At 65.4% G+C, this 24,629-nt stretch carries 26 protein-coding genes; 14 read left to right on the top strand and 12 right to left on the bottom strand.

The genetic code is table 11. The features are described from left to right. Positions 1–77: 77 nt before the first annotated feature. Positions 78–1,013: a DNA primase small subunit domain-containing protein gene (locus FPJ27_RS36440; RefSeq protein ID WP_343300099.1), complete on the top strand. Its 936-nt coding sequence runs from the start codon at positions 78–80 to the stop codon at positions 1,011–1,013. Between the two features lie 35 nt (positions 1,014–1,048). On the opposite strand, the gene FPJ27_RS14065 is transcribed toward FPJ27_RS36440, so the two are convergent. After that, a complete protein-coding gene (locus tag FPJ27_RS14065) occupies positions 1,049–2,332 on the bottom strand; it encodes an IS256 family transposase (protein ID WP_204420906.1) in 1,284 nt (427 codons plus the stop codon). Positions 2,333–2,582: 250 nt separating this feature from the next. Here FPJ27_RS14065 and FPJ27_RS14060 point away from each other — a divergent pair, with 250 nt between their 5' ends. The 6 genes from FPJ27_RS14060 (at position 2,583) to FPJ27_RS14040 (ending at position 9,163) form a co-directional block, all read left to right on the top strand. Continuing rightward, positions 2,583–3,908, top strand: a complete 1,326-nt coding sequence (locus FPJ27_RS14060; RefSeq protein ID WP_239483157.1) for an IS256 family transposase — start codon at positions 2,583–2,585, stop codon at positions 3,906–3,908. Between the two features lie 83 nt (positions 3,909–3,991). Further along, positions 3,992–4,540 carry a DEAD/DEAH box helicase family protein gene (locus FPJ27_RS36915; RefSeq protein ID WP_343300098.1) on the top strand — a complete coding sequence of 183 codons (549 nt, stop codon included), beginning with the start codon at positions 3,992–3,994 and terminating at the stop codon, positions 4,538–4,540. Further along, positions 4,467–5,411, top strand: coding sequence for a DEAD/DEAH box helicase family protein (locus tag FPJ27_RS14055; RefSeq protein ID WP_343300097.1), 945 nt, complete (start codon positions 4,467–4,469; stop codon positions 5,409–5,411). The genes FPJ27_RS36915 and FPJ27_RS14055 overlap by 74 nt, the downstream gene beginning before the upstream one ends. 388 nt (positions 5,412–5,799) lie before the next feature. Then, positions 5,800–7,089 (top strand): FAD-binding oxidoreductase, encoded by a 1,290-nt coding sequence (locus tag FPJ27_RS14050; RefSeq protein WP_204421510.1) that lies wholly within the window; start codon positions 5,800–5,802, stop codon positions 7,087–7,089. 17 nt (positions 7,090–7,106) lie between these two features. After that, positions 7,107–7,664: an XRE family transcriptional regulator gene (locus tag FPJ27_RS14045; RefSeq protein ID WP_072444226.1), complete on the top strand. Its 558-nt coding sequence runs from the start codon at positions 7,107–7,109 to the stop codon at positions 7,662–7,664. A 152-nt stretch (positions 7,665–7,816) separates the two neighbouring features. Further along, complete coding sequence (locus FPJ27_RS14040; RefSeq protein WP_204421509.1) at positions 7,817–9,163, top strand: glutamine synthetase family protein; 1,347 nt, start codon at positions 7,817–7,819, stop codon at positions 9,161–9,163. Between the two features lie 25 nt (positions 9,164–9,188). On the opposite strand, the gene FPJ27_RS14035 is transcribed toward FPJ27_RS14040, so the two are convergent. From FPJ27_RS14035 to FPJ27_RS14020, 4 genes are all read right to left on the bottom strand, one after another. Continuing rightward, on the bottom strand, positions 9,189–9,716 hold the full coding sequence (locus FPJ27_RS14035; RefSeq protein WP_204421508.1) for a GNAT family N-acetyltransferase: 528 nt from the start codon (positions 9,714–9,716) through the stop codon (positions 9,189–9,191). An 85-nt stretch (positions 9,717–9,801) separates the two neighbouring features. Next, on the bottom strand, positions 9,802–10,191 hold the full coding sequence (locus FPJ27_RS14030; protein WP_072444220.1) for a lysozyme inhibitor LprI family protein: 390 nt from the start codon (positions 10,189–10,191) through the stop codon (positions 9,802–9,804). 50 nt (positions 10,192–10,241) lie between these two features. After that, positions 10,242–10,997 carry an N-acetylmuramoyl-L-alanine amidase gene (locus FPJ27_RS14025; protein ID WP_204421507.1) on the bottom strand — a complete coding sequence of 252 codons (756 nt, stop codon included), beginning with the start codon at positions 10,995–10,997 and terminating at the stop codon, positions 10,242–10,244. A gap of 266 nt (positions 10,998–11,263) precedes the next feature. Continuing rightward, positions 11,264–11,716, bottom strand: a complete 453-nt coding sequence (locus FPJ27_RS14020) for an SRPBCC family protein (RefSeq protein ID WP_069748780.1) — start codon at positions 11,714–11,716, stop codon at positions 11,264–11,266. 181 nt (positions 11,717–11,897) lie between these two features. Between FPJ27_RS14020 and FPJ27_RS14015 the strand changes: the two genes are divergently transcribed. Both FPJ27_RS14015 and FPJ27_RS14010 read left to right on the top strand, forming a co-directional pair. Then, complete coding sequence (locus FPJ27_RS14015) at positions 11,898–12,938, top strand: bifunctional nicotinamide-nucleotide adenylyltransferase/Nudix hydroxylase (protein ID WP_072444214.1); 1,041 nt, start codon at positions 11,898–11,900, stop codon at positions 12,936–12,938. 74 nt (positions 12,939–13,012) lie between these two features. Beyond that, positions 13,013–14,446, top strand: coding sequence for a nicotinate phosphoribosyltransferase (locus FPJ27_RS14010; protein ID WP_204421506.1), 1,434 nt, complete (start codon positions 13,013–13,015; stop codon positions 14,444–14,446). A gap of 85 nt (positions 14,447–14,531) precedes the next feature. Here the strand turns inward: FPJ27_RS14010 and FPJ27_RS14005 are convergent, their stop codons facing one another. The 3 genes from FPJ27_RS14005 to FPJ27_RS13995 all read right to left on the bottom strand — a co-directional run bounded on the left by FPJ27_RS14005 (position 14,532) and on the right by FPJ27_RS13995 (position 17,357). Next, positions 14,532–15,011: a hypothetical protein gene (locus FPJ27_RS14005; protein WP_110281436.1), complete on the bottom strand. Its 480-nt coding sequence runs from the start codon at positions 15,009–15,011 to the stop codon at positions 14,532–14,534. Continuing rightward, complete coding sequence (locus FPJ27_RS14000; RefSeq protein WP_204421505.1) at positions 15,005–15,700, bottom strand: M35 family metallo-endopeptidase; 696 nt, start codon at positions 15,698–15,700, stop codon at positions 15,005–15,007. The genes FPJ27_RS14005 and FPJ27_RS14000 overlap by 7 nt, the downstream gene beginning before the upstream one ends. A gap of 178 nt (positions 15,701–15,878) precedes the next feature. After that, complete coding sequence (locus tag FPJ27_RS13995) at positions 15,879–17,357, bottom strand: PLP-dependent aminotransferase family protein (protein ID WP_204421504.1); 1,479 nt, start codon at positions 17,355–17,357, stop codon at positions 15,879–15,881. 127 nt (positions 17,358–17,484) lie between these two features. On the opposite strand from FPJ27_RS13995, the gene FPJ27_RS13990 reads away from it, so the two are divergent. Next, positions 17,485–18,372 (top strand): DMT family transporter, encoded by an 888-nt coding sequence (locus FPJ27_RS13990; protein ID WP_072444204.1) that lies wholly within the window; start codon positions 17,485–17,487, stop codon positions 18,370–18,372. 132 nt (positions 18,373–18,504) lie between these two features. On the opposite strand, the gene lysA is transcribed toward FPJ27_RS13990, so the two are convergent. Further along, on the bottom strand, positions 18,505–19,743 hold the full coding sequence (gene lysA, locus FPJ27_RS13985; protein ID WP_072444202.1) for a diaminopimelate decarboxylase: 1,239 nt from the start codon (positions 19,741–19,743) through the stop codon (positions 18,505–18,507). 109 nt (positions 19,744–19,852) lie between these two features. Between lysA and FPJ27_RS13980 the strand changes: the two genes are divergently transcribed. Then, entirely contained in the window at positions 19,853–20,767 is a 915-nt protein-coding gene (locus FPJ27_RS13980) for a LysR family transcriptional regulator (RefSeq protein ID WP_072444200.1), read from the top strand. A 57-nt stretch (positions 20,768–20,824) separates the two neighbouring features. Then, positions 20,825–21,424: a GNAT family protein gene (locus FPJ27_RS13975; RefSeq protein WP_072444198.1), complete on the top strand. Its 600-nt coding sequence runs from the start codon at positions 20,825–20,827 to the stop codon at positions 21,422–21,424. 141 nt (positions 21,425–21,565) lie between these two features. Here the strand turns inward: FPJ27_RS13975 and FPJ27_RS13970 are convergent, their stop codons facing one another. Both FPJ27_RS13970 and FPJ27_RS13965 read right to left on the bottom strand, forming a co-directional pair. Continuing rightward, complete coding sequence (locus FPJ27_RS13970) at positions 21,566–22,144, bottom strand: DUF4142 domain-containing protein (protein ID WP_072444196.1); 579 nt, start codon at positions 22,142–22,144, stop codon at positions 21,566–21,568. A gap of 390 nt (positions 22,145–22,534) precedes the next feature. Next, positions 22,535–23,158 (bottom strand): HAD hydrolase-like protein, encoded by a 624-nt coding sequence (locus FPJ27_RS13965; protein WP_204421503.1) that lies wholly within the window; start codon positions 23,156–23,158, stop codon positions 22,535–22,537. 261 nt (positions 23,159–23,419) lie between these two features. Between FPJ27_RS13965 and FPJ27_RS13960 the strand changes: the two genes are divergently transcribed. Together FPJ27_RS13960 and FPJ27_RS13955 are read left to right on the top strand one after the other, a co-directional pair. Further along, a complete protein-coding gene (locus tag FPJ27_RS13960; RefSeq protein WP_204421502.1) occupies positions 23,420–23,863 on the top strand; it encodes a GNAT family N-acetyltransferase in 444 nt (147 codons plus the stop codon). 57 nt (positions 23,864–23,920) lie between these two features. After that, positions 23,921–24,139, top strand: a complete 219-nt coding sequence (locus FPJ27_RS13955) for a DUF1653 domain-containing protein (RefSeq protein ID WP_006480837.1) — start codon at positions 23,921–23,923, stop codon at positions 24,137–24,139. Between the two features lie 23 nt (positions 24,140–24,162). Here FPJ27_RS13955 and atpC read toward each other — a convergent pair whose 3' ends face one another. Then, positions 24,163–24,621: an ATP synthase F1 subunit epsilon gene (gene atpC, locus FPJ27_RS13950; protein ID WP_072444191.1), complete on the bottom strand. Its 459-nt coding sequence runs from the start codon at positions 24,619–24,621 to the stop codon at positions 24,163–24,165. Between the last annotated feature and the right edge of the window lie 8 nt (positions 24,622–24,629).

The following is a 24,629-nucleotide window of genomic DNA, read 5'->3' as shown; positions in this document are numbered from 1 at the left end:
CGGACGATGATACGCAGCAGCCGGCATGTGTGTAATCGGAGTGTAGGACGGAGAATGCGGTTTCGACCGAAAGAGCGATGAGCGAAGGCAAGGTACCAATGGTGGGCCGGGGAAATTTCACACACGAAGAGCTGCTCGCAGAGCTCGCTCGTCTGCATGCTGAAAATGTCCGACTCGCCGCCATGCTGACGGCAACCGCGCCGACGCGGGGTAGGTCCGCGCAAGTGGCTCGGCGAGAACTGTCACCAACGAATCGGAACACAAGCGCCCCGATACTTTCGCCAGAGCGGAAAGTGCAACTCTTCCGGCGATTGTTTCGCGGCCGCACGGACGTCTATCCGATTCGCTGGGAAAGCCGCCATTCGGGGAAGTCGGGCTATGCGCCGGCCTGCGCCAATGAGTGGCGAACAGGAATTTGCGACAAACCTCGCATCCGCTGCGCGGATTGTGGGTATCGCTTGCTGTTGCCACTGGACAATCGGGTCATCTATGCGCATCTGGCTGGCGATCATACGGTGGGCCTCTATCCACTGATGCTGGACAGCACCTGTTATCTGCTCGCCGTCGATTTCGACGAAGCAGGCTGGCGCGAAGATGTGATGGCGTTCCGGCAATCGTGTGAAGAGTTGGGCGTGCCCGTTTCGATTGAAATTTCTCGCTCGGGCAACGGCGCGCATGCGTGGATATTTTTCTCGTCTGCTGTCATCGCGCGCGAGGCGCGACGGATGGGGGCGGCAATCATCAGCCATACCTGCGCCCGGACCCGGCAGCTTGAGTTATCGTCCTACGATCGACTCTTTCCGAACCAGGATGTTCTCCCTAAAGGCGGCTTTGGTAACCTGATCGCGCTGCCGCTGCAGAAGCAGCCACGTGAGCGCGATTGCAGCGTGTTTGTAAACGAACGCTTCGAGCCCTATGCCGACCAGTGGGCGTATCTGGCAACCATTCGGATGATGGATGGGCGCGATATCGAGGGCGTGATTTTTCGTGCTACGGGTGGCGCCCAGAGCTAATGTCAAATGTGGTGTACGACAGTCGAGCAGCATGATCAAGCGGCAAGCGGTTGAGCAGGAGCCGGTGTGCTCTCGGTCACCGGTGTTCCGTCCTTGAAGGGCACGCCGTTCAAGATCTGTTCGATTTTGTCGACACCGCGAATGCGGCGCCATGATTCCTCTGCTGCTTCGATGAGCTTGAAGGCCATGCCGAGGAAGGTCGCGCGCGACAGACAGTTTCGCGTGCGGGTCGTGCGGTGGCGGACCGTCGCGAAGGTCGACTCGATCGGATTCGTCGTGCGCACATGCTGCCAGTGCTCGGCCGGGAAGTCGTAAAACGCGAGCAGCTCGTCGCGATCCTTCGTGACCTTCTCGACAGCTTTCGGATATTTGGCCGTATAGGTCGCGACGAACTGATCGTAGGCGACGATCGCATCGGCGCGCGTCGCGGCGTTCCAGATCTCCGCGAGCGCGGCCTTGGCCTTGCCCTGCTGCGACTTCGGCAACGCGTTGAGCACGTTGCCGATCTTGTGAAACCAGCAGCGCTGGTGCCGCGTCTGCGGGAACACTTCCTCGAGTGCCGCCCACAAGCCCATCGCGCCGTCGCCGACGGCTAGCAGTGGGCCGGCTTGTAGACCGCGAGCCTTCAGATCGAGCAGTAGCTCGACCCACGAATCCTTCGACTCGCGGTAGCCGTCGGCGAGCGCGACGCGTTCCTTGCTGCCGTCTGGCTTCACGCCGATGATCACCAGCAGACATTGCCCGTCGGAATCCTCGCTGCGCGCCCCAGTATGAATGCCGTCGGCCCACCAGTAGACCCAGCGGGCCGCCGACAAGTCCCGATTGTTCCATTGCGCGAATTCGTCCGCCCAGATCGCTTTGAGACGAATGACGGTATTTGCCGACAGGCCTTTCGCCTGGTCGCCGAGCAATACGCTGAGCGCTTCGCTCATGTCGCCGGTCGAGACGCCGCGCAGATACAGCCACGGCAGCGCCGACGACACACGCGGCGACTTGCGCACGTAGGGCGGCACGATCTCCGAGTTGAACTTTACCCCCGAGCCCGAGCGATCGCGGACCTTCGGCACCTGGACCGTTACCGGTCCGATTGCCGTGACAACGTCTCGCTCAGGCAGATAGCCGTTGCGCACGATCGCCCGCCGGCCGTCCAGCGTCTTCACGTTCGAATATTGCTCGAGCAATGCCTTCAATTCCGCCTCGATCGCTTGCTGGATAATCTGCCGCGCGCCTTGCTGGATCAACTCGTCCAGGCCGACGGGCCCCTTGAATTCTGTTTCCGTTGCTTGACTGTCGTTCGCTTCCCGATTACGTTTCGCCATGGTGGTGGATTGGTTGCTGGGTTCGTTACCTTGGAAAGCAACATTCTCCTGCAATCGCCACCGCCTCCCGCCGATTCCGCTCCACACCGCCGTACACCACTTCCGACATTAGCTCTGGCGCCCATCCACTCGACGTTGCGTTCGTCGCCGAAGAGGATCAGGTCGAGCCGTGGAAGCCACGAGCTATCGTTGAAAGTGGTGTATGCGGCGTAGGGTTGAGGCAGGAGAAGGCGGTGGCGATTGAAGGAGAATGTTGCTTCTCACGGTAACACTTCCTCAATCGAACTCCACCACCATGGCGAAACTTACGCAGGATACGAGCGGCAGTCAAACAACAGAAGCAGACATCAAGGGTACGCCCGGCCTGGACGATCTGATCCAGCAAGGGGCGCGGCGGATCATCCAGCAGGCAATCGAGGCGGAACTGGCGGCAATGCTCGAACAGTATTCGAATGTGAAGACGATCGATGGCCGGCGCGCTGTCGTGCGCAACGGGTACCTGCCAGAGCGCGAGATCGTCACGGCAGTCGGTCCGGTGCCCGTTCAGGTGCCGAAGGTCCGCGATCGTTCGGGCTCCGGCATCAAGTTCAATTCGACGATCGTGCCGCCCTATGTGCGCAAGTCGCCGCGCGTGTCATCGTCGCTGCCGTGGCTGTACCTGCGAGGAGTCTCAACCGGCGACATGGGCGACGCACTGTCCGAGCTGCTCGGCGAACAGGCTAAAGGGCTGTCAGCGAGCGTCGTGAGCCGCCTGAAGGCCGCCTGGTCAGAAGAGTACGAGAAGTGGAACAAGCGCGACCTGTCCACCTCGCGCTGGGTCTACTGGTGGGCCGACGGCATCCATACGCAAGCCCGCGCAGAGGATTCGGACGGGCAGTGCCTGCTGGTGATCATCGGCGTGAAACCGGACGGCAGCAAGGAGCGCGTGGCGCTCAACGACGGCTATCGCGAATCGAAGGAATCCTGGAAAGAGCTGCTGCTCGATCTGAAGAAACGAGGTCTGCAGGCGCCGCCGCTGCTTGCCGTCGGCGATGGCGCGATGGGGCTGTGGGCGGCGCTTGAAGAGGTGTTCCCGCAGACACGGCACCAGCGCTGCTGGTTTCACAAGATCGGCAACATACTCAACGTCATGCCCAAATCGCAGCACGGCAAGGCCAAGGTTGCGCTCGCCGAGATCTGGAATGCCGCGACAAGAGCCGACGCAATCGCCGCGTTCAACCAGTTCGTCGACACGTACGCGGCCAAGTACCCAAAGGCCGTCGAGAAGCTCACGAAAGACCGCGACGCACTGCTCGCGTTCTACGACTTCCCGGCCGAACACTGGCAGCACGTGCGGACCACGAATCCGATTGAATCGACGTTCGCGACGGTGCGCCACCGCACGAGCCGCACGCGCAACTGTCTGTCGCGCTCGACCTTCCTCGCGATGGCGTTCAAGCTGATCGAAGCGGCCGAGCAGACCTGGAGGAAGATCCGCGGCGTCGACAGGATCGAACCGCTTCTGAAGGGCATTCCCTTCAAGGACGGCACCCCGGTGATGGAAAGCACACCGGCTCCTCAAGCGCTAGCCGCCTGATCATGCCGCCCGACCCGCGTACACCAGTCTTGACGATTGCTCGGAAGCCACCGCCTGCGCTGCCGAAACGATTGGCCGGACCAATGCCGGAATCGCTCACACTGACGCTCGCGAACCAGCTCTATTTCGAGAAGGAGCAGCTTCCCCAAGCACTGCTCAATCGCCTCATTCGACTGGCAGCCTTCCAGAATCCGGAGTTCTACCGAGCTCAGGCACGCGGTTTCAGCGTATGGGACAAGCCGCGCATCATCGGTCGCGCGGAGAACTGCCCGCGCCACATCGGACTACCGCGTGGTTGTCTCGACGAAGTCATGACGCTGCTGCGCGACAACGATGTCGCCTGCGACATCCGCGACGAACGTTACGCGGGCGAGCCGCTCGTAGCGTCGTTCGCCGGCACGTTGCGCGATGATCAACAGGAGGCCGTGGCCGATCTGTTACGGCATGACACCGGCATCCTGCATGCGCCGACAGCATTCGGCAAGACCGCGATGGCTGCCGCGATGATCGCGCAGCGTGGTGTCAACGCCCTCGTGCTTGTGCACCGCCGGGAACTGCTTGAGCAGTGGCACGAGCGCCTTCAGTTATTTCTCGCACTCGGCGCGCGAGATCGGCACGATTGGCGGCGGTAAGTCGAATGCGACGGGCCGGATCGATGTCGCGATGTTGCAATCGGTGGCACCCGATGGCGCCCGGGGCGAGCTGTTGCGGCGTTACGGCCATGTCATCGTCGATGAGTGTCATCACGTCTCCGCGGATTCCTTCGAGGCTGTGCTCAAGGGTGTCAATGCACGCTACGTGCTCGGCTTGACCGCGACGCCGGTGCGGCGCGACAGCCAGCAGCCGGTGATGTTCATGCTGTGTGGACCGATCCGGCATGCTGCGAAATCACCCGCCGGCGCACCGCAGGTCCTTGAGGTCTTCCCGCAAAGGCTCACCTCCACGGTGGACGTTGCGGCCGACGCGCCAATCCAAGCGGTGTTCGCACAGCTCGCGCAGGACACCCCACGCACGCAGATGATTGCGGCAGCTGTACGTGAACAGTACGGGCAAGGGCGTAACGTGCTGTTGCTCACCGAGCGGACGGACCATCTCGAAAGCTTGCGGCAGATGCTGCAAGACACGGTGCAGTCGCTGTTCGTGCTGCACGGACGGCTCGGCAGAAAAGCACGCGCCACCCGGCTGGCCGCCCTTGACGCACTGACTGATGGTATCCCGCGCGTGGTGTTGGCGACGGGCAGGCTAGTCGGCGAAGGTTTCGACCATCCGGCACTGGACACGCTGGTGCTGGCTATGCCGGTTGCCTGGAAGGGCACCCTGCAGCAGTATGTCGGCCGGCTTCACCGGGAGCATGTGGGTAAAACCGGAGTGCGGGTGCTCGATTACGTGGACGGCGGGTATCCGGTGCTGCTGCGCATGTGGGAAAAGCGCAAGCGCGGCTATCGGGCAATGGGCTACCAGGTAAATATGCCTGGACAGGAGCTTCAGCTAACACTGACCTGAAATCTCGAGACCCATCTATATTTTTAACGCGCAGCGAGGCCATCCGCGCCGTGGTCGAAATTGCACTGCCCGAGCGCGACATTGCTCCAGAAGATATGCTTCGGCTCTATTCAGGCGCCTTTCAGGTCACACGAACACATTCTTGGCAAGGTCGATGTCGATCGTTGTAATCTCCATGGATTCCGTTCTATCACTTGCGTCGGGGTGAATGGCTCGGGAAATTGCGCCACTTCTGCAAAGTGTAAGATTGTGCCGAGGTCGGCTGAAAAGAGAGCAACTTTAGTTCACCGGACTACTGATGCGCCGCTTTTCCCGCACGCTTGCCTGTGTGAAATTGTCGTGCTAATTTTTCATGAAATTTCTCGACGAAAATTTCACGAGAGTCCGCATGTTCGTGCAGTCCGACCGTCACGTCGCAAGCTACTACGCCGGCACCTACCCGGCGCCGATCCCGCATCGTCCGGAACTGGACGAGCGCATCGACGCCGACGTGCTCGTCGTCGGCGCGGGCTTCAGCGGGCTGCATACGGCGTTGCGCCTTGCGCTCGCCGGCAAGCGCGTCGTCGTGCTGGAGGCGAGCCGTGTCGCGTGGGCCGCGTCGGGCCGCAACGGCGGGCAGGCGCTGCTCGGCTGGTCGTGCGACATGCAGCCGCTCGAGGATTCGCTCGGCCGCGACGGCGCGCGCCTGCTGTGGGACAGCATGCGCTGGGCCGCGGCCGAGGTGCGCGAGTTGCCCGGACGGCACGGCTTCGACATCGACTACCGGCCCGGCAGCCTGTGGGCCGCGGTGCGGCCGCGCCGCGTCGCGATGCTCGCGCAGGCCCGCGACGAGGCGGCCGAGCGCTGGGGCTACGACCGGCTGCGCGTGATCGGGCGTGACGAGATGCCCGAATGGATCGGCGGCACGCGCTATCTCGCCGCACTCCACGATCCGGAAGCCGGCCACCTGAATCCGCTGAAACTCGCGCTCGGCCTCGCGCAGACGATCGAGCGCGCAGGCGGCCGCATCTTCGAGCAGAGCCGCGTGCTCGACTGCCGCGAGACGGCCGGCGGCCACATCGCCCGCACGGCGCGCGGTGAAGTGCGCGCGGACGTGCTCGTGCTCGCGTGCAACGCGTACGTCGACCGGCTCGATCGCGACCTGGCGCGCCGGCTGCTGCCGGTCGGCACGTACCAGGTCGCGACCGCGCCGCTCGCACCCGACGTCGCGCGTTCGCTTTTGCCGCAGAACAGTTGCGTGATCGACAACCAGTTCGTGCCCGACTACTTCCGCCTGAGCCCCGACAACCGGCTGCTGTTCGGCGGTGGCTGCACGTATCTCGGCGGCATTCCGGCCGATATCGCGGCGGCGACGCGCCCGCACCTCGAACGCGTGTTCCCGCAACTGGCCGGCGTGCCGTTCGATTACGCGTGGGGCGGCCATATCGACATCAGCATGCGCCGCACGCCGGACATCGGCCGCCACGGGCAGCGTTTCTGGCTGCAGGGCTTCTCGGGGCACGGCGTGCTGCCGACGCTCGCCGGTGCGCGCGCGGTCGCCGACGCCGTGCTCGGCGACGAGCGCCTGCTCGCGCAGTACCGGCGCATCCGCAACCCGCGCTTCCCCGGCGGCGACCGGCTCGCCGCGCCGCTGGAAGCGATCGGCAAGGCCTGGTACCGTTTGCGCGACACCGTCTGACCGTTTCGGAACCCATCATGAACGAACAGGAAGAGATAGAAAGTCTGGCGATCCTGATCCGCGACCTGCGCAAGCATCGCAAGGTCACGCTGAACGACCTCGCCGAGCGGATCGGCCGCTCGGTCGGCTTTCTGTCGCAGGTCGAGCGCGGGCTGTCGCGCCCGACGGTCGCGGATCTGACCGCGATCGGCGAGGCGCTCGGCGTGCCGACCACGTATTTCTACAGCCTGAGCAAGCCGCGCAGCGTGCCGTGGGTCACGCGGCCCGACGAGCGGCGCACCGTGTATTACGCGGCCGGCATTACCGACATCCTCGTATCGCCGAACATGCGCTCGCGCTTTTCGGTTCTCGAAAGCCATCTCGCGCCAGGCGCGAGCAGCGGCGAGCGGCCCGTCGACGACAGCGACGAGCAGGGCGGCTTCGTGCTCGAAGGAGAACTGACGATCTGGATCGACGGCGATGAAACGCCCGTCACGCTCGGCCCGAACGATGCGTTCCAGCTGCCTGCGCACAAGCGGTTCCGTTATGCCAACCTTACAGACGCACCGACGCGCGTGATCTGGGTGTTCACCTGAGTCGTCGGCGGGGCTGGCGGTGCCGCAGGCCGCCGCGCCACACAGCATGTTTGCAGTACTGATTTGAATGCGGCGTGCGTTGTCATGTGTGCCGCGTGAATCCGGTTCGCCGCGCTGCGGCACCGCCATAGAAGACATGGAAAGGATGAGACATGGCTGACGTCGTTCCCGCGCTGGTCGGTGAAGTCCGCGCATTCCGGCAGGCGCACCCCGAGATTCGTTATGTCGACCTGATCTGCCTAGACCTGCCCGGGCACTTCTACGGCAAGCGCTACCCGATCGATGCGCTCGAGAAGATCGCGTCGGGCTCGCTGCTGAAGCTGCCGCAGAACTGCGTGCTGCTCGGCACACAGGGCGGCCTCTACAAGATCGGCGACTACTGCTTCAACGACGGCGACCCCGACGCGCAGCGCCGCCTGATTCCCGGCACGCTGAAGCGTGTGCGCTGGGAGCGGCAGCCGCTCGCGCAGATGCTGATCAGCTCGGACGGCACGGATGCGCCGATCGAGTTCGAGCCGCGCGAGGTGCTCGCGCGCGTGCTGCGGCGTTTTGCGGCGCGCGGCATCCGGCCGGTCGTCGCGTTCGAACTCGAGTTCTACCTGTTCGCCGCGCAGCTCGCGGAAGGGATGCCGCAGTATCCGCGCGATCGCCTGAGCGACGACCGCGACGATCAGCCGAACATGCATATCGAGCGGCTGTCGCGCTACTCCGACGTGCTGCACGAGATGGTCGAGGCCGCGTGCGAACAGGGCGTCGATGCGACGGTGATCACGGCCGAGCTCGGGCCCGGCCAGTTCGAGATCAATTTCGGCCATACCGACGACGGGCTGCGCGCGGCCGACTGGTCGGCGCTGTTCTGCCGCAGCACACGCGGCGTCGCGTTGCAGCACGGCTATCGCGCGAGCTTCATGGGCAAGCCTTACCTGCATGCGCCGGGCAGCGGGATGCACGTGCACGTGAGCCTGTACGACGACGCGGGGCGCAACCTGCTCGCGGCGGACGGGCAGCGCCCGCTGCGGCACGCGGTGGCCGGATGCCTCGCGCTGCTGCCGCATTGCATGCCCGTGTTCGCGCCGAATCACAACGCGTTCCGGCGCTACGGGTCGATGGTGAACGCGGCGAGCCGCGCAAGCTGGGGTTTCGAGGATCGCGATGCCTGCATCCGGATTCCGGAGTCGGATGCGCGCAACCTGCGGATCGAACACCGGCTCGCGAGCGCGGATGCGAATCCGTATCTGGTGCTCGCGGCGATCCTCGCCGGGATGGAGCATGGGCTCGATGCGCGGATCGAACCGATCGCGCCGCTCAACGAGGATCGCGGCAGCGGGATCGATTTTCCGAAGGAGATGCTGTCAGCTGTCGCGGCGATGCAGGATCATCCGGCCGTGCGCGAACGGCTCGGCAGCGAGTTCGTGATGGTGTATTGCGAGAACAAGCGGCAGGAGGAGCTGGATTTTCGTAATGAAATCGGCGCGCGGGAGTATCGGTGGTTTTTGTGATTGCCGCGCGCGTCGAAGAAGCAAATTAGGGAAGTGCGCGCCAATAGCGCACTTCTTCGATCGGCGTACCGTCGATCTCGAACGTCTTGATGTCGTCTTCGGCGACGAAGCCCTCGCGTTCATAGAATGCCCTTGCGCGACGGTTTTCGACGAGTACCCAGAGCGATACCCATGCGTGGCTCGCGTCATGCAGCGATCGGCACGCGTGATCGACCAGCGCCGCGCCGATGCCTTGCCCGCAATGCGACGGATGCAGATAGATCGCTTCGATCTCGCCCCACGCGCGATCCTTGTCGGTGTCGCGCGTCGGACCATAGGCGATCCAGCCCGCCGCGTCATTGCCCGTGAATGCGAGCGCGACGCGCGGGCGGCCGGCGTCGAGCGCACAGCGCCAGAAGGTCGTGCGCTTTTCGACAGAGAGGCCGGCGAGGAATGGGGCCGGCATGATGTCCGTGTAGGTTGCCTGCCACGACGCGACGTGGATGTCGGCAATGACCGCGGCATCGGCGGACGTGGCAGCACGGATATCGATCGTTGTCGTATTCGGTGTCATGCGTGTTCTGCCTGATCGAACGATTCTCGATGCGCAGCGCATGCCGTGCCGCGAACCGCTTCGCGACACGGCACCTGCGAAGCGCTTACTCGCCGAGCTTCGACGCCACGCACCCCGTGCTCGTGCATTCACGCTCGCGTTCGCGCAGGAACGACAGCCGCGACGCCGTCATGTCGGTCGCGCACTGGAGATCCACGAGGTAGCCGTTGTTGCGGGTTTCGCTGCACTGCGCGTCGCGCTGCTTCATCCACGCGAGCTGGCCGGCCTTCAGCGTCGCCTGCTGGTCGCCGCTCAGTTGCTTGCGCAGGCGGCCGTATTCGTCGTTGAGTTCGCGGTCGGTCTGCGAGAACTGCGTGCTGCTGCAGTACACCTGGTCGAACGCGCTGTGCGGCTTCGCACAGCCGGCCGCGTGCGCGGCGAACGGAACGGCAAGCGCGAACAACGCGCAGGATGCGAACAGATTCTTCTTTTTCATTTTGATGCTCCTGACTGGGTGAAAACCGTTGGTCCCGATGGACAATGCCGTCACTTCGGCGCCGTGCATGCGTCGATCCCGCCCGCGATCGCGGTGGACAGGCGCTGGATCGTCCCGCGTTGCGCGAGCCGTGCTTCTTCGTCGGGATTGACGATCACGCCGGCCTCGACGAGCACGGCCGGAATCGGCGCGGTGCGCAGCACGACGAGATCGTCGAAGCGGTGGATGCCGAGTTGCGGGTCGATCAGCGGGCGATTCTCGCCGCGGATCGGCTGCGCGTGGTACAGCGACGGCCGTTCGCCGGCCGCGACCAGCCGTTCTGCGATCGCCTTCGCACAGCGCAGGCTTTCCGCGTAGTGCGGATTGCGCTCAGACACGAACACCGAGAAGCCGCGGAATTCGCGCTGCCGGCCCGCGTCGATGAATTGCTGCTGCATCGAGTCGTGATGGATCGACACGAACAGGTTCGCGTCGGGCGCCTGCGTCGAACGCTGGTCGAGCGCGATCTCGCGGCCGTCGGCCGACGTGCGCCGCACGCGGTCGCCGTGCGCGGCGAGCTTTTCCGCAACCGCGGCGGACAGGTCGAGGTTGTACAGGTATTCGACACGGCCGCTCGCGCCGGTGGACCCCGGGTGAGCCGGCGTATGGCCGGTGTCGACGACGATGTAGGGCCCGGATGCGGGCTCGGTGCCTGCGGTGTCGGCTGCATGCAGCGCCGGCGGCGCGCCGAGCAGCGGGGCGCACGCGAGCACGCGCACGGCGGCGCGCACGAACGGGCGAAGGCGTCGGATGGTTCGGTTCGTCATTGTTGTTGTCGAGGAGGGCATGCGGCGCGTCGCACGGCGCGGCACCGTCGGCCTGCTCAATGCAGTCGGAATGTCGCGCGATTATAGCGGGTGGCGGTGCCGCCGCAATGACGAATGGTGGCCGTCGGAGTGACGGCCGCCCGTCGCTTTCCCGTGTTCGGCGAATCCCGCCAATGCCAGATGGGGCGGCCGCAGCGCGCTCGTACGCATCGGCAGGGCGGCGGCGCAAACATGCCGGACCGCGCGCGGGTGCGCGGCAGTGCGTATCAGCGCGGCAGCGCTTCGGCTTCGGCCCAGCGCTTGAAGGAATCGAGGCGCCGGCGCGTCTGCACGAGATAGAACGCGCCGATCAGCGGTTCGAGCAGCCAGCGCAGCCAGGACGGCTGGACGCGGAAGTTGTACGTGAACTTCACTTCGGTCGAACCCGGCGTGTGTTCGGTGAAGTTCCAGCTTCCGCTGAAGCGTTCGAGCACCTTCGGCCCCTCGACCATTTCGACGGCAGCGACCTGAGGCGGGCGGTACGAGATGTAGCGCGACACCATCGTGGCGCCCGACTGGCTGCGGCAGAACGCGTCGACGCCGACGTCGGCCGTCGTTTCGTCGAGCAGATAGGCGTCGGTGAGGAAGCTGTCCCACACGAGCCGCCGCGCGTAATCCTGCGACCACGTGAAGAGGCGTCTGCGATCGACACCGACGGTCCGGCTGACTGAGATCCTCATGATGGCGGGCGCAATGGTGCGGATTAGGATGAAATCGAGTGTACCCCGCCAATACCGCGCATTTCGTCAGACATGGTCAAGTCGAGCGTGTGCTCGATTGACGCATTCCGGGATTTCACCTAGGATTCATTCCAACCCTTCGGGAAAGACCCGAAGCGTTTCAATCTCTTGAGGGAGCCTCATGAGTACGCAACAGAACCGGCGCTTCGACGCGCTCGTTTTCATTGGTCGTTTCCAGCCTCCGCATCGTGGTCACCTGAACGTGCTGAAGTCGGCACTGAGCCGGGCCGAGCGCGTGTGCGTGCTGATCGGGTCGACCGACAAGCCCCGCACCATCAAGGATCCGTTCTCGTTCGACGAGCGCCGCCAGATGCTGGCTTCGCTGTTCGACGCGTCCGAGCGCGACCGCGTGACGATCGCGCCGTTGCAGGATTCGACGTACAACGATGGCGACTGGGTGCGCTGGGTGCAGGACGCCGTCGCGTCCGCGCTCGGTGAAGTCGCGCAGCGCAAGGTCGGGCTGATTGGCCACGAGAAGGACGCCACGTCGTATTACCTGCGGATGTTCCCGCAATGGGAGCTCGTCGACGTCGATGCGACCGAAGACATTTCCGCCACCGAGATCCGCGATCAGTATTTCGCAGAACGCACCAACAGCTTCGTGCAGTGGGCCGTGCCGGAACCCGTGTTCGGCTGGCTCGAGCGTTTTCGCACGCAGCCGGAATTCGCGCAACTGAAGTCGGAAGCCGAATTCATCGCCGCGTATCGCAAGGCATGGGCGGCCGCGCCGTATCCCGTCACGTTCGTGACGGTCGACGCGGTGGTCGTGCACTCGGGCCATATCCTGCTCGTGCGCCGCCGCAGCGAACCGGGCCGCGGCCTGTGGGCGCTGCCGGGCGGGTTCGTGAACCAGGACGAGCGGCTCGATGCGGCGTGCATTCGCGAGCTGCGCGAGGAAACCGGCCTGAAGCTGCCGGAGCCCGTGCTGCGCGGCTCGATCAAGGATCGGCAGGTGTTCGATCACCCGTCCCGCTCGCTGCGCGGCCGCACGATCACGCACGCGTGCCTGTTCAACTTCCCGACCGGCGAGCTGCCGCGCGTGAAGGGCAGCGACGACGCCGACAAGGCGCGCTGGGTGCCGCTCAACGAATTCGCGCAGATGCGCAACGTGATGTTCGAGGATCACTTCGACATCGCGTATCACTTCCTGGGGAAGCTGTGACCCGCTGAGTCCCCGCATTCCGGTCCGCCGCGACAGACGCGGCGGCACTTCAACGGCCTAGAGGAGCTCTAGCCATGCAAAACGATCCCGGCGGCTTTGCCGCGGTTCTCGCCAATCCGATCCTCGACACGGATTCGTACAAGGCTTCCCACTTCCTGCAATATCCGCCCGACGCGTCGGCGATGTTCTCGTACGTCGAATCGCGCGGCGGCCGCTACGACCGCACGCTGTTCTTCGGCCTGCAGATGCTGTTGAAGGAATATCTGTGCAAGCCGGTCACGCACGCGATGATCGACGACGCGCGCGATTTCTTCACGGTGCACGGCGTGCCGTTCAACGAAGCAGGGTGGCGCTACATCGTCGAACGCTACGACGGCTATCTGCCCGTGAAGATCCGCGCGGTGCCGGAGGGTTCGGTCGTGCCGGTGCACAACGTGCTGATGACCGTCGAATGCGACGATCCGCAGGTGTTCTGGCTCGCATCGTATCTCGAGACGATGCTGTTGCGCGTCTGGTATCCGGTGACGGTCGCGACGCGAAGCTGGCACCTGCGGCAGACGATCCGCCGTTTCCTCGAAAGGACCGACGACGATCTCGCGCAACTGCCGTTCAAGCTGCACGACTTCGGCGCGCGCGGCGTGTCGAGCGCGGAGTCGGCCGCGATCGGCGGCGCGGCGCACCTCGTGAACTTCATGGGCTCGGACACGGTGCTTGGCGTGCTGGCCGCGAACCGTTTTTATCGCGAGCCGATGGCTGCATACTCGGTGCCGGCGGCCGAGCACAGCACGATCACGTCGTGGGGGAAAGAAGGCGAGGCCGATGCGTACCGGAACATGATCCGCCGCTTCGGGCTGCCCGGCGCGATCGTGTCGGTCGTGTCGGACTCCTACGATCTGTTCGCCGCGCTCGATCTGTGGGGCGGCGAACTGAGGCAGGCCGTGATCGATTCCGGCGCGACGCTCGTCGTGCGACCCGATTCGGGCGACCCCGTGAAGATCGTGATGCAGACCGTGCGCGCGCTCGACGTGTCGTTCGGCTCGACCTTGAACGGCAAGGGGCGGCGCGTGCTGAACCGCGTGCGCGTGATCCAGGGCGACGGTGTCGACGAGCTGTCGATCGACGCGATTCTTTCCGCGCTCGACGACGCGGGTTATGCGGCCGGCAATGTCGTGTTCGGCATGGGCGGCGCGTTGCTGCAGCAGGTGAACCGCGATACGCAGCGCTTTGCGATGAAGTGCTCGGCGATCCGGCGCGATGGCGTGTGGCACGACGTCCGCAAGGATCCGGTCACCGATCAGGGCAAGCGCTCGAAGAAGGGGCGGCTCACGCTGCTGCGCAATCGCCGTACCGGCGAGTATCGGACGGTGACGTTGCCTGTTGCATGGGACGATCGTACGCTGGAAGGCGAATGGGACGAGGCGCTCGAGACGGTGTTCGATACGGGGCGGTTGCTGGTCGATACGACGCTTGCGGAGGTGCGGGCGAGGGCGCACGCGGGGGAGGTGTGAGGGGAGGCGCGGAGTGACGCGCGACGTTCGCGTCACCCCGCCGCCAGCGATGTTCGATGGCGGCTTCGTCGAAAGGAGATCGCTGTCAACGGATGGCTCTGGATGTCGGTGTGATGCGAGGATCGTCGCAAAGATGCCGGCATCCGTCCGTGCACAGCGGAACCAGGGTCAGTCCGATCTGAAGATAACCCTCGTAGCCGGCGCTGTCTTTCGGATACGGTTTCGAGATCATGTGCGTGTCCGACCATATGTTCTCGTCCTTGATGCCGAGCTGGACGAGGTATTCCCTCAGACTGGCCGCTCGACGCAGCGCAAGCACTTGTGGGTCCTTTTCACCGATATACGCACCGGCAGAGATGATGCCGCGAATGTCCGCATCAGGCCACTGACGGGCACGGATAACCATGTCCGCGATCTTGACTCGATCCTCATTCGGGATGTCGGAAGAGTTGAGCGGGACACTGTCCAGCATGTCTTCGGAAACGGTACATGCCGAGAGCGGCGGCGAAAACGCCAGGCATAACCCGAGCGCGATGCTCGTCAGATGCGCGAGAGATCTCACCACAGGACCCTGTCGTCAAAGAATGAAATATAACAAGCGAGGCTGTCGGCGTTATTGATCGCCAGATCCCGATGATCTCGCGCCCAGTATTTGAGGCCGGTCCCGAATCCGTAGATCTCGTCATTCGAGTCGAAGGTATCGACGTAGTGCGTACACTCGTGAATCAGGACCTTCAACTTGCAATTGGAAGAGAGTCGAGCGTCGGGAAGCGTGCAGAAGTGTGGATAGATTGCAATGACTCTCTTGTCCGAATCGGGTTTGCATACAGCGGCATCGGTGATTCCGTTGTCGGGAAATACGGTACACGTGATGTTTCGCTGTTTCTGCGCGTCCCATCGGATGACATTTTCCGGTTTCAATTCCTGCATGACGCGCAGAAGCTTCGGCAACCCGGTTTGCAGGTGGTGTCGAATTGCGTCATCGGATCGTCCGAACCAGGTCTGAACGCGTTTCTGTTCTCCTTGCTCCCAATGTGCAATACCGTGAATCCGATCCTGAATCAACGAAATCGCCGCGTCACGCAACTGCACGATCAGTTTCCGGAATGCCTTGTTCGACATATTCTCGCAGATCGGTGTCAGGTCGAGGTCGATAACATGAACGGATCCTGGCGTCGTGTTCGTGTAGGCGGTGCCAACGAAAACCCATTCGTCGTCTTCGGCAGCGTCGTGTGAATTCAAAATCCCGTTCATTGGCTCGATAGATCCCGGTAAAAAAGTTGGGAAACTATCGGTTGTCGGGAGCGCGCTCGTCTATGGGATGAGTACGATTTTGCGACCCATCGACCACGAGCGCGAAAGATGACGCCGCGGGTGAAGGAAACAGCTGATTACGGAACCATTCGATTACCGTTTGCACCTCCGCCCGTTCTCACGGCTCACCGGCCAGCACGCGCCCGTCCGCATCGTCCCGCGCACCCATGCGCTCCGCCGCGCTTGCCGCCTCCATCGCCCGCGCAAGCGCATCGAACACCGCCGGCCCCTTGCAGCGCGACACGTTGAAGCGCAGGTACGACGTCGCGCTGCGCGATGCGCTGAACACGTTGCCGGGCGCCAGCACGACGTCGCGGTCCAGCGCGTGGCGCGCGACGCGTGCGGCATCGAGCCCGTCGGGCAGTTGCGCCCATACGAACAGGCCGCCGCGCGGTTCCGTCCAGATCCCGAGCCCCGCGCGCGCGAGGCGCCGGATCGTCTCGCCCATCGCGTCCGCGAGACGCGCGCGCAGGCTGTCGAGATGGCGCCGGTACGTGCCGTCGACGAGCAGCCGGTGCACGACGTTCGCGCCGATCTGCGCGTTGCCGAACGACGTCGCGAGCTTCAGGTCGACGAGCGCCTCGATCCATTCCGGGCGTGCGGCGACGTAGCCGCAGCGGATCGCGGCCGACAGCGTCTTCGAGAAGCTGCCGATCGACACGACGCGCGACAGCCCGTCGAACGCCGCGAGTCGCGGCGCGGGCGTGCTCTCGAAATCCGCGAAGATGTCGTCCTCGACGATCAGCAGGTCGTGCTCGGCCGCGAGCGTCAGCAGCCGGTGCGCGACGGGCGGCGCGAGCGTCGCGCCGGTCGGGTTGTGCAGCGCCGCGTTGGTGATGTACAGGCGCGGCCGGTGCTCGGCGAGTACCTGTTCGAAGCGCGCGAGATCGGGCCCGTTCGGCGTGTACGGGACGCTGACGATCCGCGCGCGATGCGCGCGCAGCAGCGCCTGGAAGTTGAAGTAGCACGGATCGTCGAGCACGACCGTGTCGCCCGGCTCCAGCAGCAGGCGACATACGAGGTCGAGCGCGTGCGTGCCGCCGTCGGTCAGCATGATCTGCGCGGGTTCCGCGTGGACGCCGTGCTGCGCGAGCCGCCACGCGAGCTGCTGGCGCAGCGCGGGCAGGCCGAGCGGCGTCGCGTAGTCGGTCAGCGCGTCGGATTCGTCGCGCGACACGGCGCGCAGCGCGCGGCGCAGGCTCTCGTCGGGCAGCCACGACGACGGCAGCCAGCCGCAGCCGGGCTTCACGGTCGTCGGCGCCGCCTCGAGCGACTGGCGCGACAGCCACAGCGGATCGAGTTCGCGGTCGAGGCGCGGGCCGAGATCGGCGAGCGCGAGCGGCGGCGCGTGGCCCGACACGTAAAAGCCCGAGCCGCGCCGCGCGACGAGCACGCCTTCGCTCGCGAGCCGCTCGTATGCATCGACGACCGTCGATTTCGACACGCGGAGCGCGTCGGCCATCATCCGGATCGACGGCACGCGCGCACCGGGCATCAGCGCGCGGCTCGCGATCCGCGCGCGCAACGTATCCATCACGGTTTCGACGCGCGTGCGCGACGGCGCGGGCGGAACGGGAATCGGGGTGGTATGGCTCATGGCGAAGAATGAACTGTACAGCCAGTTGTTCAGTACAGTTTGTCCGGATTGTATTGGGGTGTAGCTTACGCGTTTTTCGCGGGCGGCGGATCATCGGTCATCCACCTTTCCCCGTTCAGGATTTGCCGTGCAAAAGACGACCGACGGATGGCTCAGCGGCCTGCTGGGCGTGATCATCTTCAGTGGCTCGCTGCCTGCGACGCGTGTCGCGGTGCAGGGGCTCGACCCGCTGTTCCTCACGTTCGCGCGCGCGACGATCGCCGGCGCGCTCGGCCTGCTGCTGCTCGTCGTGCTGAAGCAGAAGCGGCCGACGCGGGCCGAGACCGTGTCGCTGGCGATCGTCGCGCTCGGGGTCGTGGTTGGTTTCCCGTTGCTGACGGCGCTTGCGCTGAAGCACGTGACGTCCGCGCACGCGATCGTGTTCGTCGGGCTGCTGCCGCTCGCGACCGCGCTGTTCGGCGTGTGGCGCGGCGGCGAACGGCCGCGGCTGCCGTTCTGGATCTTCTCGATCGTCGGCAGCGGCGCGGTGGCTGCGTTTGCGCTGCGCAACGGCGGCCAGGCGTCGGTGGTCGGCGATGCGCTGATGCTGGCCGCGATCGTCGCGTGCGGGCTCGGCTACGCGGAAGGCGCGCGCCTGTCGCGCGATCTCGGCGGCTGGCAGGTGATCTCGTGGGCGCTCGTGCTGTCGCTGCCGCTGATGCTGCCGCTCATGTGGCTTACGTGGCCCGCGTCGTTCGACGGTGTCGATGCCGCCGCACTGTGGGGGCTCGCGTACGTGTCGCTGTTCAGCATGCTGATCGGCTTCGTGTTCTGGTATCGCGGGCTCGCGCTCGGCGGGATCGCGGGCGTCGGCCAGTTGCAGCTGCTGCAGCCGTTCTTCGGCTTCCTGCTGGCCGCCGGGCTGCTGCACGAGACGGTGCCGCCGTCGATGGTCGTCGTGACGGTCGTCGTGGTCGGCTGCGTGGCCGGTGCGAAGTACTTCTCGAAAATGGCGCCCGTGCAGCGCGCGGGGTGACGCTGCTGCGGTGCGGCCGAGCGGTTGCTCCGGGCCGCGACCGCGCGAACCGGCGGCATGCCGAAAAGCAAAACGGCCAGGCTGCCGGTAGCGGCAAGCCTGGCCGTTGGCCTTCGTCACGCCGAAAGCGCGTTACTCGAACGTCTCGAGCGCGAGCAATTCGTCGATCGTCTGCCGGCGGCGGATCAGCCGCGGCGCGCCGCGATCGACGAGCACTTCCGGCGCGAGCGGCCGGCTGTTGTAGTTCGAGGACATCGACGCGCCGTACGCGCCCGCGTCGTGCAGGAACAGCAGGTCGCCGATCTGCGGCTGCGCCAGCTTGCGGTGCGTGACCACGCCGCCCGCATCCTGCGTGAACACGTCGCCCGATTCGCACAGCGGCCCCGCAATCGCGAGGTCGACGAGCGGCCGGCCGGCCGGCAGCGCGCCGTCGTGCGTGTGCACGGACACCGCGTGGTAGCTGCCGTACATCGACGGGCGCATCAGGTCGTTGAAGCCCGCATCGATCAGCACGAAATCGTGTTTCGGCCGGCGGTTGACGGCCTGCACTTCGGTGACGAGCGTGCCGGCTTCGGCGACGAGGAAGCGGCCCGGTTCGATCTCGATGCGTACCGGGTGGCCGAGGTGCCGTTCGATCCGCTTGCGCGCGGCGTCCCACTGGCTGAAGTAGTGACCGACGTCGACGCGCGGCTCGCCGTCGCGATACGGAATCGACAGGCCGCCGCCGGCCGAGATCGCGTCGATGTCATGGCCGAGCGACGTGACGAGGTCGACCATCGCATCGCACACCTGCGACAGGTGGCCGTAGTCGACGCCCGAGCCGATGTGCATGTGGATGCCGACGAGCTTGAGCCCGTACTGGCGCACGATTTCGATCGCGCGCGGCACGTCGTCGATCCAGATGCCGTGCTTGCTCTGCGGGCCGCCGGTGTTGGTCTTGTTGCTGTGGCCGTGCCCGAAACCGGGGTTGACGCGCAGCCACACGCGGTGGCCCGGCGCGTGCTCGCCGATGCGCGCGAGCATGTCGAGCGAACCCGCGTTCACGGTCACGCCGTGCTTCAGCACGGCCGCGAGCGTCGGACGGTCGATCAGGTCGGCCGTGAACACGACGCCTTCCGGCTCGCCGGCCGGACTGAACCCGGCCGCGAGGCTGCGCTCGATCTCGCCGAGCGACACGGCATCGACGCACGCGCCTTCGTCGCGCATCAGCTTCAGGATATGGACGTTCGAATTCGCCTTCTGCGCGTAGCGGATCACGTCGAACTGGCGCAGTTGGGCGATGCGGTCGCGGATGACGTCGGCGTCGTACACCCACAGCGGGGTGCCGTATTGCTGCGCGAGCGTCGCGAGCTGGCGGGAATCGAGGGACATGGCGGATGAATCGTGTCGAATGAACGGATAGCGTGAATGATGCGCCTGTTCATCTATACAGTAAAATGCTTGTTATTCGACATTCGATTCATTTCTGATATAGAAGACCATGCTCACGCACCGCCATATCGAGGTCTTTCGCGCGCTGATGGTCACCGGCAGCACGACGCGCGCGGCCGAGATGCTCTATACGTCGCAACCGACGATCAGCCGCGAGCTCGCGCGGATGGAGCAGGTCGTCGGCTTCGCGCTGTTCGAGCGCGCGCACGGCCGGTTGCGGCCGACGATGGCCGCGCTCACGCTGTTCGACGACGTGCGGCTTGCGTATGTGGGGCTCGAGCGCGTCGCGGCGACGGCTGCGCGCCTGCGCGAGTTTCGCGACGGGCAGCTTTCGGTGATCGCGCTGCCGGCGTTCTCGCACGCGATCCTGCCCGGCGCGTGCCGGCGCTTTCACGCGGCCCACGCGGGCGTCAGCGTGTCGGTCGCGACGCAGGAATCGCCGGTGCTCGAGGAGTGGCTGACCGCGCAGCGGTACGACCTCGGGCTGACCGAGCACGACGTCGCGCCGGCCGGCACCGTGCTTACGCCGCTGCTCGAAGTCGACGAAGTATGCGTGCTGCCCGACGGCCATCCGCTGCTCGCGCAGGACGCGATCGATCTACTTGATCTCGCCGATCGGCCGTTCGTGAGCCTGTCGCTGAACGATCCGTATCGCATTCTGATCGACGAGGCGTTTGCTCAGCTGGGCGTCGCGCCGCGCTCGGTGGTCGACACGCCGTCGGCCGTGTCGGTGTGCGCGTTCGTGCGGCAGGGGCTCGGCGCCGCGATCGTCAATCCGCTGACCGCGCTCGATTTCGTCGGCCGCGACCTGCACGTGCGGCCGCTCACGCGGTCGTTCCCGTATCGGGTCAGCATGATCGTGCCCGAGCACCGGCCGAAGAACCTGCTCGTCGATGCGTTTGCCGATGCGTTGCGCGGCGAGGCGAAAGCGATCCGTCGCCGGCTGGCCGCGCACCTCGGTTAAACAGCGCCGTATGATGGGCGTTTCGCCGCCATCGGCCTCACTTTCCGGAAACCCGTCATGACCGACGCTTCATCTTCCGTCGAACAACCGATCCTCATCGGCGAGCGCGTCGAACTGCGGCCGCTCGAAGCATCCGACCGGCAGGCGCTGCTCGATGCCGCCGCGGACGGCCAGTTGTGGAACCTGAAGGTCACGGTCGTGCCGGGCGCGGAGACGATCGACGCGTATATCGACACGGCATTGCAGGGGCGCGCGGCCGGCACCGTGATGCCGTTTGCGATCGTCGATCGCGCATCGGGCCGTGTGATCGGCAGCACGCGCTTCTGGAAGATCGATCGCAAGAATCGCAAGCTCGAGATCGGTCATACGTGGCTGGGCGAGTCGGCGCAGCGCACGCGTGCGAATACCGAAGCGAAGTGGTTGCTGCTGACCTATGCGTTCGACACGCTGCACTGCGTGCGCGTGCAGTTCACGACCGACGAGCTGAACGAGAAATCACGCGCGGCGATTCTGCGGCTCGGCGCGAAGCAGGAAGGGATCGTGCGTCACGAACGGATCATGCCGGACGGCCGCAAGCGCAATTCGGTGCGCTTCAGCATCATCGACGAAGAATGGCCGGACGTGCGTGGGCGGTTGATGGCGAAGCTCGCGACGTAACGCATAACGCATAACGCGTGACGTGCGGCGCGCGTATTCGCGGGTCGGCTGGTCAGACGTGCATCGCGCAGCCGGCAGGGGACGCGGCTGCGCGACGACAGGGGAAGCGGTGCGCCGCACACGACGCGCGGCGCTGCATCGTTACTGCGCCGATGCGAGGTGGTGACGCTCCGCGAGTTTCTGCGCGTCCGCGTAGTGCTTCTGCAGAATCGGCAGCGACTGGCGTGCGACTTCCTTCAGCTTCGTGTCGCGGCCCGATGCGATTTCGGCCTGGAAAGCCGAGATCGTCTTCTGCTGGCCGGCGAGCGCGACCTGCTCGATATACGCCTTGTCGAACTCGGCGCCGCGCAGGCTCTTGATGCTGTTCAGCACGGTCGTGTCGGGGTCGTTGGCCGGCACGTCGACGCCGCGCGGGCTTGCGGCGCGCATCGCCTGGATGATCTTTTCATCGTCGGCCGACACGCGTTGCGCGAAGGCCTTGACCTGGCTGTCCGACGTGCGCGCATCGGCGATGCGTGCCGCGTCGTGCTGCGTCGACACGGTCTTCGTGCCGTCCGTGATGAAGGCCTGGTCGGCTTCGTGAATGCGCGTCGCGGCAGCGGCCGGCGCGGCGGGCGCTGCGGGTGCCGGTTGCGCGGTTTGCGCGGTCGCCGTCACGGCGACGAGAAGCAGGCCAGCGGCAGACAAGGCAAGGCGCGAGATGTGGGGAAAGCGGTTCATGGGACCTCCTTTCGATCGGGGCTCTGGTTAAAAAACGGATGACGTGATCCGTAGCTGTGCGAGAGACCGGGCGCGCCCGGGCCGGATTCGACCGCCGCTCTGCCGCGGCGCCGGTCGAAGTGTGTCCCGGCCCGAATGATTCTAGGAGAGCGGTCGGGTAGCAGGTGCAACCGCGCTGTGGTTTGTGTAACGGTTGGTAAGACGCATCGATGAGCAGGTGTGCGTGCCGGTATTGCGTACCTGGTGCACGCGTGGCGGCGGCAATTTTTGCGCGTGTGCGGCGTGCGGGATGCACGCGCGTGTCATCTGCATTTCATCGTCGTGCTGCCGTTACCGTGTCGTGCGCGCCGAGCGACGTGACGACTTGCGCGTGCGATGCGCTTGAATGCGTCACACGCGATCGAGCAGTGCATCGAGGCGCGGCAGCAACGGCGTCGCGCAATGCGCCTGCAACGCGTCGGGTGTGGTGTAGCCCCACGCGACACCCTGGAATGCGATGTGCGCGCGTCGTGCCGCGTCGGCATCGCGGATTTCGTCGCCGACGTACAGCACTTCGTCGGCGCGCACGCCGGCCTCGCGAACGAGCGCGCGCAGGCGACGTGCCTTGCCGAACAGCGGAATGCCGCACGCGAAGGTGTCGACGCGGCCGCTGGCACGCGGGCCGAGCCGGTCACGCACGATGTCCTCGGTATTCGACGTGGCGATCGCAATGCGGATGCCGCGCGCGGCGAGCGCGTCGAACGTGTCGTCGACGCCGGGGAACAGCATCATTTGCGCGATGCGCGGCTTCATCAGGCGGCGCATGTCGATCGTCACGCGCGGCACTTTCCACATCGGCACGTCGAGCGCACGGATGATGTCGCGCGCCGACATGCCGCGCAGTGCCGGGCGCAGCTCGGGCGTCGCGTCGCGAAAGCCGTGCAGGCGCGAAGCTTCCGACAGCGCGGCGAGAAAGCTGTCGAGCGAATCGGCGAGCGTGCCGTCGAAGTCGAAGGCGATGAGGCGGTAGGGCATGTGGCGAGGTGGCGGATTGATCGAGCGGGCTACATCATCCGCCGAAATGCGCGCGCGGGTAAGCGGGCGAATGCGGCGAGCTGTCGCGGTGGGCCGATATCCGGCGGCGAGCACGCGCATTTTGCCCGATACGCGTGCGTTGCCGTCCGGCAAGAGGACTCACCTGTCGTGCAGCAGCGGCGTGGTAGTGCCCGCTTGTAGCCCGCCCCACAGCGCGGTATCGTCGATGCTCCGCCTTCCGCCCCCCACCGGAGAACAGACGTGCCCGCTGCCACTTCCGCCACGCTGAGATTTTCCACCGACAAGCGCGAACTCGACATCGACGCGATCTTCGACTTCCTGCATCGCGATGCGTACTGGTCGCAGGGCATTCCGCGCGACGTGGTCGAGCGTGCGATCGAGGGTTCGCTGTGTTTCGGTGCGTATGTCGGCGACCGGCTCGTCGGGTTCGCGCGGCTCGTCACCGATCACGCGACGTTCGCGTACCTGTGCGACGTGTTCGTGCTGCCGGCCGAACGCGGCAACGGCTACGGCCGCGCGCTGATCGATCACGTATTCGCGCAGGAGATGGTGCAGCGCCTGCGCCGCATCATGCTCGTGACGACCGACGCGCACGAGCTGTACCGGCCGGTCGGCTTCGGGCCGTCCGCGAATCCCGAGCGGCTGATGGAGATCCGCCGTCCCGACATCTATACGAAACGCTGACGCGCGGCGCAGCGCATACAATACGCGCTTTCCGTTTTTGCCGAAGAGAAGCCCATCATGACCGAACAGGAAGCCGAACAGCTCGCGACGCATCGCCACTACAAGGGCGGGCTGTACCGCTACATCGGCGTCGCCCGCCATTCCGAAACCGAGGAATCGGTGGTTGTGTACGAGCATCTTTGGCCGCACGCGCGCGGCCTTTGGGTGCGGCCGGAAGCGATGTTCAACGGCAACCTCGAAGACGGCACGCCGCGTTTTCGCAAGCTGCGCGACTGAGCGGGCGGCACCGGAGCCGGCGTCTAGCCGGCTCCGCCCGGCTTGTCGTGCGGCGCCTGTTGCCGCAGCGCCATCGTGAAGAAGCGCCGGATTTCATCCATCAGTTCCGCGCGGGCCGACGCGAAATCGAACGCGCGCCGGTTTTCGTGCGCGTAGCGCCGGCGCCAGTCGTCGGCCGCATGCCGTGCTTCGCGTGCGCGCAGATCGTCGAGTTCGGGCGTACGCAGCGCGTGATCGGCGATCAGCGTCACGCCGTCGCGGCCGACCTCCAGCACGCCGCCCGCGACGAGGAGGCGGCGATGCTCGCCGGTCGGCGCGTCGACGAGCGTCACGACGCCGGGCCGGATCCGCGTGAGCAGCGGCGCGTGGTGCGGATAGATCCCTAGTTCCCCGCTTTCGCCCGGGACGACGACGAAATGCGCGTCGCCGGCATACAGCACCGCTTCCACGCTCAGGATGTCGAGCCTCATCGACGTCGTCATGCGCGCCC

Source organism: Burkholderia sp. MS455 (assembly GCF_016899445.1).
In the GTDB taxonomy this organism is placed as follows: Bacteria; Pseudomonadota; Gammaproteobacteria; order Burkholderiales; family Burkholderiaceae; genus Burkholderia; species Burkholderia pyrrocinia_C.
Note: the sequence above shows the minus strand (reverse complement) of the source record. Positions and strands in the feature narration are given on the sequence as shown.

Coding starts and splice junctions, on each gene's coding strand:
- FPJ27_RS14000 (WP_204421505.1), bottom strand. CDS start 15,700: ATGAACGGGATTTTGAATTCACACGACGCTGCCGAAGACGACGAATGG.
- FPJ27_RS13975 (WP_072444198.1), top strand. CDS start 20,825: ATGACCGACGCTTCATCTTCCGTCGAACAACCGATCCTCATCGGCGAG.
- FPJ27_RS13995 (WP_204421504.1), bottom strand. CDS start 17,357: ATGAGCCATACCACCCCGATTCCCGTTCCGCCCGCGCCGTCGCGCACG.
- FPJ27_RS14040 (WP_204421509.1), top strand. CDS start 7,817: ATGGCTGACGTCGTTCCCGCGCTGGTCGGTGAAGTCCGCGCATTCCGG.
- FPJ27_RS13955 (WP_006480837.1), top strand. CDS start 23,921: ATGACCGAACAGGAAGCCGAACAGCTCGCGACGCATCGCCACTACAAG.
- FPJ27_RS36440 (WP_343300099.1), top strand. CDS start 78: ATGAGCGAAGGCAAGGTACCAATGGTGGGCCGGGGAAATTTCACACAC.
- FPJ27_RS14065 (WP_204420906.1), bottom strand. CDS start 2,332: ATGGCGAAACGTAATCGGGAAGCGAACGACAGTCAAGCAACGGAAACA.
- FPJ27_RS14015 (WP_072444214.1), top strand. CDS start 11,898: ATGAGTACGCAACAGAACCGGCGCTTCGACGCGCTCGTTTTCATTGGT.
- FPJ27_RS14030 (WP_072444220.1), bottom strand. CDS start 10,191: ATGAAAAAGAAGAATCTGTTCGCATCCTGCGCGTTGTTCGCGCTTGCC.
- FPJ27_RS13965 (WP_204421503.1), bottom strand. CDS start 23,158: ATGCCCTACCGCCTCATCGCCTTCGACTTCGACGGCACGCTCGCCGAT.
- FPJ27_RS14035 (WP_204421508.1), bottom strand. CDS start 9,716: ATGACACCGAATACGACAACGATCGATATCCGTGCTGCCACGTCCGCC.
- FPJ27_RS13970 (WP_072444196.1), bottom strand. CDS start 22,144: ATGAACCGCTTTCCCCACATCTCGCGCCTTGCCTTGTCTGCCGCTGGC.
- FPJ27_RS36915 (WP_343300098.1), top strand. CDS start 3,992: ATGCCGGAATCGCTCACACTGACGCTCGCGAACCAGCTCTATTTCGAG.
- FPJ27_RS13980 (WP_072444200.1), top strand. CDS start 19,853: ATGCTCACGCACCGCCATATCGAGGTCTTTCGCGCGCTGATGGTCACC.
- FPJ27_RS14050 (WP_204421510.1), top strand. CDS start 5,800: ATGTTCGTGCAGTCCGACCGTCACGTCGCAAGCTACTACGCCGGCACC.
- atpC (WP_072444191.1), bottom strand. CDS start 24,621: ATGACGACGTCGATGAGGCTCGACATCCTGAGCGTGGAAGCGGTGCTG.
- FPJ27_RS14025 (WP_204421507.1), bottom strand. CDS start 10,997: ATGACGAACCGAACCATCCGACGCCTTCGCCCGTTCGTGCGCGCCGCC.
- FPJ27_RS14045 (WP_072444226.1), top strand. CDS start 7,107: ATGAACGAACAGGAAGAGATAGAAAGTCTGGCGATCCTGATCCGCGAC.
- FPJ27_RS14060 (WP_239483157.1), top strand. CDS start 2,583: ATGTTGCTTCTCACGGTAACACTTCCTCAATCGAACTCCACCACCATG.
- FPJ27_RS14020 (WP_069748780.1), bottom strand. CDS start 11,716: ATGAGGATCTCAGTCAGCCGGACCGTCGGTGTCGATCGCAGACGCCTC.
- lysA (WP_072444202.1), bottom strand. CDS start 19,743: ATGTCCCTCGATTCCCGCCAGCTCGCGACGCTCGCGCAGCAATACGGC.
- FPJ27_RS14010 (WP_204421506.1), top strand. CDS start 13,013: ATGCAAAACGATCCCGGCGGCTTTGCCGCGGTTCTCGCCAATCCGATC.